Consider the following 9,233-nt stretch of genomic DNA (forward strand, 5'->3'; position numbering starts at 1 on the left):
GCCGTCCTGGCGAGCACAATTTGCGCCTTGTGGACCGCTCCGATTTCCGTTTCCCTGTCATCGTCTACACCTCCAATATTAAGGTGTTGCGACGACCGGTTGAATCCGCCCAATACCTGTCGATCCGGTACACCGAACGCCTGGCGCTGGCTGACATCGATGCCTCGGTCGGCACGGTTGGTGACAGCTACGACAATGCACTGGCGGAGACGATCAACGGTTTATACAAAGCCGAGGTCATCCATCATCTGGGGCCATGGAAATCCATGGCGCAGGTCGAATGGGAAACCCTCAAATGGGTGGACTGGTATAACAATCAACGCCTGCTGGCGCCAATCAGCTACAGGCCTCCCGCCGAAGCCGAACGCGCCTTCTATGCAGATCAGAGCAGGCTTGATATCGCTGCCTGATTACTGAATAAATCGCTCTCCGGTAAACCCGGGGCAGTTCACGCCGGATCGTACTGCTGGATGGAGAGGCTTACTTTACCGTAGCACCTGTGCTCGGGCGTGAGACGAGGCCATTTGTTGTGGAAGCAGCAGGGGGCGTATCAACCGCGCTGGGAACCCAGTTTATGGTCGCGCGTGATGGTGCGAATGTTGATACGACTGTAACCGAACACAGTGTGCGTGTGGCCGCCACAGGCCATGACGGACTGCTCCAGTCCGTTATTGTGAATGAAGGACAGAACGTTCATTACGGTCAGGATGGTCTGGCAGTCCCGCACGATGCGCCGGTCGCTGTTCTGACGGCATGGCGCAACGGCCAGATTGTGTTTGATAATGAACCGTTATCCAGTGTGATCGGGCGGCTTAACTACTACCGGCATGGCCGAATTCTGCTGGCTAATCGCAGGCTGGCGGATAGGCGGGTAAGTGGTGTGTTCACCTGCTCGGATGTGGACGGTGCCTTATCAACGATCAGTCAGGAACTGCGTGTGAAAACCGTTTCCATCGGTCGCCTTATCACGGTTATTTATTGATTTGCGTGTGCTGCCTTACGCCTTGCCAGTATTCAGGCGGGTTATGCAACACATTGAAAATGAATGAAAAATTAAAAAACACTCTAAAAGATAGAAAAAACCTTACTGATTCTTACAGGCTTGAACGTCTTACTCCATAACGCAAATGCAATTCATTCTCGGTTATGCCGGGGGTGCCTCGTGGAGTGGGAAAAGGATGGGTTTTCAAAAGGCACGCCAGCGGGCAAGGCGTGGTGCAAATTACAGGACGGCTTTTTGTCGATTTATGTCTGGCACGGCATTGGTGTGTGTAGGAGTTCTGGTGCTGGGGGAGCGCGGACAGGCCCAAAGTCAGGCGGCAGTTACGGCTACGGTGCAGCCCATGCTTTCGGTCAACATTCCAGCAGGTGATCTGAACAGCTCTCTTCTGGCGTTAAGCCGCACAGCCGGGTTGCAGGTGTTTTATGACATGGACAAGGTCAAGGGGCTGCATGCCAATGCGGTCTCTGGCACCATGACTGCGGATGAAGCTTTTTCGCGTATTCTGGCCGGGAGTGGCTACACATTTTCGCGCTCAGGTAGCCATATTTCAATCATCAAGTCCTCATCAGCCATTATGCTTGGTCCGGTGCGGGTTGGTGGAACCTACCAGACCCCCGTTCCGTCCACGGCCATGATTGGCAACCTGCCGCCGGTATTGCCGGGGGGGGAGATCGCACGCGGTGGGCAGCTTGGCATGCTTGGCAACCGCGATGTTATGGATACGCCGTTTAATGCAACAAGCTATACAGCCGAATTTATTGAAAAACGCCAGATCAGAAGCGTGCCGGACGCCCTGAAGGATGACCCGTCCATCAGGTCTATTTTCTCTACCGGAACTGCGGGTGTGGAGCGGATACAGATCCGTGGCTTCAGCCTTGATAACGTGGATATGTCATACGGTGGCATGTATGGGATGATGCCTTTTAGCGGTGTGACGTCTGAACTGGCGGAGCGGGTGGAAGTGCTCCGTGGCCCAGCGGCACTGCTGAATGGCATGTCCCCCGGTGGTGGTGTTGGGGGCGTGATCAATGTTGTGCCCAAGCGCGCGCATGACAAACCGATGACCAAAATAGAGGCCGATTATACGTCCAACTCCCAGTTTGGTGGGCATGCGGATCTGGGCCGACGTTTTGGTTCGGAAAAACAGCTTGGTGTGCGGCTTAATGGGATGATCCGCTCCGGTTCGACCGCAATCCCCTATAACGATATGAAAACAGCCCTGATCGCAACCGCAGTTGACCTGCGTCTGGATCATGTGCGGCTTTCGACCGATTTTGGATATCAGCAGCGGGACATAGATGGTGTGTTGCCCTATGTCTCGCTGGCTACTGGTGTTCCGGTCCCCAATGCCTCGCGCTCGAAGCGGAATCTGGACCTGCCGTGGAGCTACTTTAACGGGAATGATATTTTTGGGGACTTCCGTGGTGAGGTCGATCTTTTTCGTAACTTTACGGCGTATGGCAGCGTTGGTGTGCATAATTATACCTACAGGGGGGCATATTCCCAGCAGGTTGTGATTAAAGATGCTCTGGGCAACGGGGCAGGGGCCACACCTGTTGGTATTGCACAAAATGGCCGCTACCTGACAGCAGAAGTTGGTGTGCGCGGAAAGGTGGAGAGTGGCCCGGTTACGCAGGAACTTGCGTTTTCGGCCAACCGGCTGGACATGACCATGGGGCGCATATTCGGAACCAATACCGGCATTCCCACGTATGCCATGAACCTTTATAGCGGTCCGGACCGGTTCTTGTTAAATCAGGCTGTTTCCGTACCCCGGAGTTCGCCCAAAACGGGCACGTCCACATTATCCAGTCTTGCTTTTGTGGATACCATTTCCGCGCTGGACAAGCGTATTCAGGTTACGGCAGGCCTGCGGGTGCAGCGTGTTCAGAGCGCCAGCTTTACCGCTGCCACGGGTGCCCAGACCGCCATATATGACCGAACGGCCATCAGCCCTTCGGTGCTGGCCGTGTTTAAGCCGCTCAAGAACGTTTCCATTTACGGGAACTGGATTCAGGGGCTCCAGCAGGGCACAACGGTTGGCACGACCTATGCCAATGCGGGGGAGATTTTTGCACCCTACAAATCGACCCAGTATGAAGTTGGCGTAAAGGCAGACCTGAAAAGATTTATTGTATCGTTTGATGTTTTTCAGATCTCCCAGCCAAGCACCGTGTATGATGTAAAAACCAACATCATGTCCACCAATGGCAACCAGCGTAATCGTGGGCTGGAGCTGAATATTGCCGGGGAGATCGTGCACGGCCTGCGTGCAACAGGCGGGATCATGCTCCTTGACCCGACCCTGACCAAAACGCAGGGCGGGACATATGACGGCCAGCGTGCGCCCAATACCGCGCCGGTTAACTTTAACATGGGGCTGGACTACGATCTGCCATTTGTTAAAGGCCTGTCCGTTACATCGGATATTATGTACACCGCGTCTGAATATATTGAAAACAGCCTGACAAACCGCAGGAGTATTCCCGGCTGGGTCAGGCTGGATATGGGGGCGCGTTATGCCATGAATAATCCTGCCTCCAGGGATGGAAAAATCACATTCCTGCTGAATGTGGATAACGTTACCAATGCCCGTTACTGGAACTCCAGCGGTTATAACTATCTGTCTTTGAGTGCCCCCAGAACATTCCGTTTTGCGGTTACGGCTGACTTCTGATGCGGCGGTCAGGGCTGAAGATAACTGGCAGGGTCATGCTGGCGGTGGTGATGGGGTATTTTGCCTCATCCGCCTTTCTCGCACTGTTGAATGTTCTGCTTGTGAGCATGGGAATGCCACGGGCGGAGAGTGTAACACTGGGGATAATGCTGACCTTTATCGTCTATCTCTGTCTGATTGTGTGGGCCTTTGCGGCCCGCACCGTGGGGTGGCCGGTGGTTGTGTTTTCTCTCCTGATTGTTGCTGGATACGGGCTTCCCTTTTTTGTAAGGCATGGGGGCTGATATGGAACAGGGTTTCCGCCGTTCCATGGGGTGGCTGCATACATGGGCAGGGGTGGTTCTGGGCAGCGTGCTGTTTGCTGTTTTCTGGATGGGAACACTCTCGGTTTTTGATAACGAGATTGACCGCTGGATGAAGCCAGCGACCCGTCTTGCGCCAGCCCCCCACGGCATAAGCCTTGAAACCTTCCGGCCTTCTCTTGATGAAGCCATTGCGGCCAAGGCGGCTTTTTGGAATATTATTTTACCCAATGACCGCCAGCCCGTGCTGCAATTGCGCTACAAAACGGGAAAAACATTTGTCAGCCATGAGGTTGATCCTGCATCGGGCCATATTTTGCCGGACTCCGGCACGTTGGGCGGGACCGAGTTTATTTTTCCATTCCATTATACACTCCAGATCGAACTGATGGATCTTGGGGAGTGGGTGGTTGGCCTTGCCGCCATGGCAATGCTGGTCCTGTGTGTGAGCGGGGTTATTATCCACCGCAAGATATTTGCGGAGTTTTTTACGTTCCGGCCTTACAAAAAATCAAGGCGCATCCTGCTTGACCTGCACAATGTTTGTGGTGTTCTTGGCCTTCCGTTCCATATTTTTCTCACGTTTTCGGGGTTGGTCATTTTAGGGGCAACCTATTTTCCCGCCGGTGTTACTGCGGTTTATTCTAACCCTCGCGCCTATTTTTTTGACGCCAACAACCTTTCATTCCTTGCGGTCAAACCGGACAGGTCCGCAGCACCTGTTGTCTCGCTGGATGAGGCCGCTACGCGTGCGCGGGCCATGTGGGGGGGCGATGAACCGCAGACAGTGCTTGTTGCAAATCCGGGAAAAGCCTCCAGCCGTCTTGCCTTTTTTCGTGTGAATGAGGGGCATGTGCTTATGGACCGTGATGTGGTGGCCTTTAGTGGTGCTACGGGTGCCTTGATCTCCCGCTCACCACCGTTAAGCCCTGTTATAAAAGCCCAACGGTTTTTGAGCGGGCTGCATCTGATCCAGTTCCATCATTGGGTTTTGCGCTGGGTGTATTTTGTGCTCGGTATGGGAAGCTGCGTCATGATTGCAACCGGATTTTTGTTCTGGCAGGAATCTCGGCGTAAAACGCAGGGTAATATGTTTGGCTTCCGGTTGGTGGAAGGACTGACTTCTGGTTCCGTCACGGGAATTATTCTGGCAACACTGGCATTTTTTGTAAGCAACCGGTTGCTGCCCGCCAATGCCCATTGGTTGGGGCAGGGGCGTGCCGCGCTGGAGGTATGGGTTTTTTACACCGTCTGGTTTGCAACATTTGTGCACGGCTGGGTGTGGCCCCGTACGGTGTGGCTTGCCCAGAGTGCCGCCATTGCGGTGTTTGCCGGAAATGCTGTGCTGCTGAACTGGGTGACAACAGGGGATCATCCACTCCGCACACTCTCCCACCGTTATCTCTGGCCTGTTGCGGGCATGGATATGGTGCTGTTGGTGGGGGCGGGTTTGGCTTTGCTGGCCACTATGCGCCTTGCGCGCAGGGCGGGGGGGCACAGCAGCGCACCCCGGCAGGCAAAAGGGGGGAGCGTGGGCTAATGGCTTTTTTGCTCTATTGTGCTTTTGCTCTGGTGCTTTTTTTGGCGTTTGCCTTGCTGGCACTGACCCAGTTTACACACCGCCGCAGCACAGGAACTGCGGAACTACCGCCTGAGCGGGTGAGGCAGGCGCGTTTTGTGGCGGGCCTGCTGCTGTGTGCTGTGTTGTGTGCGGCAATTTATACCGAGGGCGGCGGGTTTGGCGTTCTGCTTTGGGCGGGGCTGGTGTCTTTGGCAGCCTGTGCCGTTACGGTTGTTCTTGGCTGGCGTCCGGCCCTGCTGGCCCCACTGGCACGGTTGATGCTGTTTTCCACAGGCGTTTTTTCTCCCACGCATCAGCCTCCGGGAGCGGGTGGATAGGCAGATATGGGGGCAGAGGCGCTTATGGGGCAAGCCCCTACCTTGTGCCTGCGGTGCCACCGGAGTGGTGGAAGTGGATGGGCCAATACCTGCAAGACGGCTCTGAAGAGCCGGAATGGCCGGGCATGGCAGGTAGCGTGCGTGGCCCGTATCGAGCATCAAGCAAACGTGTGAGCATCTTTTTCTGATTTTTTTACCGAAAAAGTCTTCCTCGTTCGTCTTAATATATGAATGCGGTGTGCGCTTGATGGCGCATGCACTCGCAACGCTGTTAGAAGCCGGATGAGCAAACAGCGTTATCCACGGAGGAGGCTGTTGTGTTCGTACGTCATTTTACAAGTTGCGACCTACTCGCATATGCAAGTAAATAGTCGGGCTCGCGTGATGGCTGACCTGTGTGTGGCCTTCTGGGCGAGGCCGATTGCACCGGGCCTGTGCACCCTGTCTGCCCTGCTGTCCGCCATGCCGGGCTCGCGTGGTTGCTGGCTGCCTCCGTCTTGGGGGCGTTTGTCCATCCTGCTTGTTGTCACAGCCGTCTGCCTGATCGGGGCTTGGAGCAGACCGCCTTATAAAGGAGGTCTTTCATGACCGATCTTGCACCTGTATCCTTTTCCCCGTGGGAGATGTTCCTCAACGCGGGGCCTGTTGTCCGCTGTGTGATGGTTGTGCTGGTTCTGGCGTCCCTGCTGACATGGACCATTCTGATTGCCAAGTCTGTTGAACTGCTGCGGGTGCGGGCAAGGCTGGCCCGTGCGGAGCAGACGCTCGAACAGGCCAGCACGCTGGATCTGGGCGAGGAGGGCACGCGCCCCAGCAGCATTGCCCACACGCTGGTCATGGCGGCCGAGACCGAACGCAGGCGTTCAGCCGATATTCCAAATGATGGCGAGGGGCTGAAGGAGCGCATTGTGCTGCACCTTGAACGGCTGGAAGCCGCCGAGGGACGCCGCCTTATGCGCGGGACCGGCGTGCTGGCCACCATTGGTGCGACCTCGCCCTTTGTCGGGCTGTTCGGCACGGTCTGGGGGATTATGACCTCCTTTACCGGTATTGCGGCCAGCAAGGCCACCAGCCTTGCCGTTGTTGCCCCCGGCATTGCCGAGGCCCTGCTGGCCACAGCCCTTGGGCTGGTCGCGGCCATTCCCGCAGTGGTGATTTACAACCATCTGGCCCGTCAGTCCGCTGCGTGCCGCGCGCAGGTGGCGGACCTGACCGCGCTGGTCATGCGCCTTGTCTCGCGCGATCTGGGGCGCATGCAGGCCCAGACCCAGAGCGGGCAGGTGGTGCGGCTTGGCACCCCGCGTGACGCCCGCGCGGCCACCGGGGAGTAGGTGGCATGATCCGCATCCGGCACACCGATGAAAACCCGCATGAGGCGAGTGAGATCAATGTCACACCGTTTATTGACGTCATGCTGGTCCTGCTGGTGATCTTTATGGTCACCGCCCCGCTGACCACGGTCAATGTGCCAGTCGACCTGCCCTCCTCGACCGAAAAGCCAACACCACGCCCGGACGATCCCGTGTTCCTGACCGTCAAGGCCGATCACGGTCTGGCATTGGGGGAGGATGACATCAGCACTGACGCGCTCTCCGGCGCGCTGGAGAGTGCGACCAAGGGCAACAAGGACGAGCGTATTTTCCTGCGCGCCGACAAAACGGTGGATTACGGCACGCTCATGGGCGTTATGGATAAACTGCGTTCCACCGGGTACCTCAAGGTCGCGCTGGTCAACCTGCAAGGGCAGGAAGAGGGGAGCGCGGCAGGCACAACGCCGGTACCGTCCGCCTCCGCTGCTGCAATGCCCGCCAGCGCGCCAGCCCCCGGAACTACGCCATGAGCGGCGCAGTGGATACGGGGCAGGCCGTGGGTGGGCAGGCAGTGGGGCTGCCCCTCTCCTTTGCGGCATGGCAGCGCGCGCACCAGCGCCGCACCCGGCGGGAGGATACCCTGCGCTGGGGCCTGTCGCTCCTTGCTGTGCTGGCGGTGAGCGGGGGTGTTGTCGGGTGGGTCATGCATCTGCCTCCCCCCGTTATGGCTGTGCCCGAACCCCCACCCGCGGCTATTGCCATAGATATGGCTCCAGAACCTGTTTCCCCCCCCACGCCGCCGAGCGATCTGCCGCCGGGGCCCCAGCAGACCCAGTCCATTCCCGACCCGGCCCCCGTGGAGCCACCCAAGGTAACCGCTCCGCCATCGCCCGCGCCAAACCCGCCCGTGCCCGTTCCCCGGCCGGAAAAACCACGCAAGCAGGTTAAAAAGCACAAGCCGGTGCCCATGCTGGCCAAACCGACACCGGACAAGACCCCACCGGCGGAGGAAACCACAGCCCCGCCATCGTCCGAGGCGCCACCGGCTCTTACGCAGGCGACTCCGGCTCCGGGGGCTGCGTCCTCCAAGGCATCGCGCGACCCGGTCTCGTGGCAGGGGGCGTTGCTGGCACAGCTTGAAAAATTCAAGCGCTACCCGGCCGATGCCATGGCAGACCGCCAGGAAGGGGTGCCGACTGTAACCTTTTCCATGGACCGCAAGGGGCATGTACTGAGCGTGATACTGGCCAGCAGTTCGGGGCACCCGCTGCTGGATCAGGAGGCCGTGGCCCTGCCCAGACGCGCGCAGCCCCTGCCCATCCCCCCCGAGAGCGTGCAGGGGGACCCGATCACCCTGACCGTGCCGGTTGAGTTTTACATCCATGCAGCCGGGAACTGAGGTTTCTGTCTTTATTTACCTCTGATCGTGACAGGGTCATGGCCATGCCTGTTTTTTTTGAACACCGTCGCTCCCCGCCCGCTCCGCACCAGATCCGCCCCGGCATGGGGGCCAGCCGCAGGCAGGTCCACCAACTGGAGGTCCGCTGCGAGGAGGCGGGGATCAGAATGACCGATCTGCGCCGGGTGCTGCTGCATGGTCTTCTGGAGGCAGGGCCGGGGGCAACGGCAGTGGAAATCTGGCAGACCCTTGGCACCATGACCGCTGGGCACGCACCCTCGCAGGGGTCTATTCAGCGGAACCTTAACCTGCTTGTGGAGCATGGAATTTTACGGCGGGATGTCTCGCCCGAGCGGTTGTGGTCTTACCATGTGGCCGCCAAGCGCAAGGTGGCGCTGGCCATTACCTTTGTGGATGCGCGAACAGGCCGCAAAATGACCTGTGACGCGCCAGAAGTTGCCATCCTCCTGCACCGGGTTGCCGCCGAGCGCGGACTGGCCGTGCATGGCGCGTCCATTACCGTTACGCCCTCATACCAACCATTGTTTGGCCTGACTCACGGGGTACCCATCGGTTTAAAAATGTGATTCACAGGATGCTGACCATTCTCTGAAGGAGGCATTCTGGATGGGCAGCCCTCTGT

General features: G+C 57.9%; 10 protein-coding genes. All 10 read left to right on the forward strand.

Translation table 11 applies throughout. The features are described 5' to 3' along the window. Window positions 1–410 (forward strand): integrase core domain-containing protein (locus GOB86_RS13800; RefSeq protein WP_242012689.1); only part of this gene is annotated, 410 nt, incomplete at its 5' end. 47 nt (window positions 411–457) lie between these two features. Further along, window positions 458–982: a FecR domain-containing protein gene (locus tag GOB86_RS13805; protein ID WP_165993179.1), complete on the forward strand. Its 525-nt coding sequence runs from the start codon at window positions 458–460 to the stop codon at window positions 980–982. A 265-nt stretch (window positions 983–1,247) separates the two neighbouring features. Then, the gene (locus GOB86_RS13810) at window positions 1,248–3,680 is read left to right on the forward strand and encodes a TonB-dependent receptor (protein WP_242012690.1); all 2,433 of its coding nucleotides are present in this window, start codon (window positions 1,248–1,250) and stop codon (window positions 3,678–3,680) included. After that, window positions 3,680–3,964, forward strand: coding sequence for a hypothetical protein (locus tag GOB86_RS13815; RefSeq protein WP_165993166.1), 285 nt, complete (start codon window positions 3,680–3,682; stop codon window positions 3,962–3,964). The genes GOB86_RS13810 and GOB86_RS13815 overlap by 1 nt, the downstream gene beginning before the upstream one ends. A 1-nt stretch (window position 3,965) precedes the next feature. Then, window positions 3,966–5,522: a PepSY-associated TM helix domain-containing protein gene (locus GOB86_RS13820; protein WP_165993168.1), complete on the forward strand. Its 1,557-nt coding sequence runs from the start codon at window positions 3,966–3,968 to the stop codon at window positions 5,520–5,522. Next, window positions 5,522–5,881 (forward strand): DUF3325 domain-containing protein, encoded by a 360-nt coding sequence (locus GOB86_RS13825; RefSeq protein ID WP_165993170.1) that lies wholly within the window; start codon window positions 5,522–5,524, stop codon window positions 5,879–5,881. The genes GOB86_RS13820 and GOB86_RS13825 overlap by 1 nt, the downstream gene beginning before the upstream one ends. A 584-nt stretch (window positions 5,882–6,465) precedes the next feature. Beyond that, window positions 6,466–7,212: a tonB-system energizer ExbB gene (exbB, locus tag GOB86_RS13830; protein WP_165993172.1), complete on the forward strand. Its 747-nt coding sequence runs from the start codon at window positions 6,466–6,468 to the stop codon at window positions 7,210–7,212. A 5-nt stretch (window positions 7,213–7,217) separates the two neighbouring features. Further along, window positions 7,218–7,721: a TonB system transport protein ExbD gene (gene exbD / locus GOB86_RS13835; protein WP_165993174.1), complete on the forward strand. Its 504-nt coding sequence runs from the start codon at window positions 7,218–7,220 to the stop codon at window positions 7,719–7,721. Further along, window positions 7,718–8,590, forward strand: coding sequence for a TonB family protein (locus GOB86_RS13840; protein ID WP_165993176.1), 873 nt, complete (start codon window positions 7,718–7,720; stop codon window positions 8,588–8,590). Before exbD ends, GOB86_RS13840 begins: the two co-directional genes overlap by 4 nt. 44 nt (window positions 8,591–8,634) lie before the next feature. Further along, complete coding sequence (locus tag GOB86_RS13845; protein ID WP_165993178.1) at window positions 8,635–9,177, forward strand: Fur family transcriptional regulator; 543 nt, start codon at window positions 8,635–8,637, stop codon at window positions 9,175–9,177. Window positions 9,178–9,233: the final 56 nt, after the last annotated feature.

Origin of the sequence: Acetobacter lambici (assembly GCF_011516885.1) — a bacterium.
Classification (GTDB): domain Bacteria; phylum Pseudomonadota; class Alphaproteobacteria; order Acetobacterales; family Acetobacteraceae; genus Acetobacter; species Acetobacter lambici.

What these genes read in the sequence shown, in the direction of transcription:
- GOB86_RS13815 (WP_165993166.1), top strand. Translation starts at nt 3,680, where the DNA reads ATGCGGCGGTCAGGGCTGAAGATAACTGGCAGGGTCATGCTGGCGGTG.
- GOB86_RS13840 (WP_165993176.1), top strand. Translation starts at nt 7,718, where the DNA reads ATGAGCGGCGCAGTGGATACGGGGCAGGCCGTGGGTGGGCAGGCAGTG.
- exbB (WP_165993172.1), top strand. Translation starts at nt 6,466, where the DNA reads ATGACCGATCTTGCACCTGTATCCTTTTCCCCGTGGGAGATGTTCCTC.
- GOB86_RS13845 (WP_165993178.1), top strand. Translation starts at nt 8,635, where the DNA reads ATGCCTGTTTTTTTTGAACACCGTCGCTCCCCGCCCGCTCCGCACCAG.
- exbD (WP_165993174.1), top strand. Translation starts at nt 7,218, where the DNA reads ATGATCCGCATCCGGCACACCGATGAAAACCCGCATGAGGCGAGTGAG.
- GOB86_RS13810 (WP_242012690.1), top strand. Translation starts at nt 1,248, where the DNA reads ATGTCTGGCACGGCATTGGTGTGTGTAGGAGTTCTGGTGCTGGGGGAG.
- GOB86_RS13825 (WP_165993170.1), top strand. Translation starts at nt 5,522, where the DNA reads ATGGCTTTTTTGCTCTATTGTGCTTTTGCTCTGGTGCTTTTTTTGGCG.
- GOB86_RS13820 (WP_165993168.1), top strand. Translation starts at nt 3,966, where the DNA reads ATGGAACAGGGTTTCCGCCGTTCCATGGGGTGGCTGCATACATGGGCA.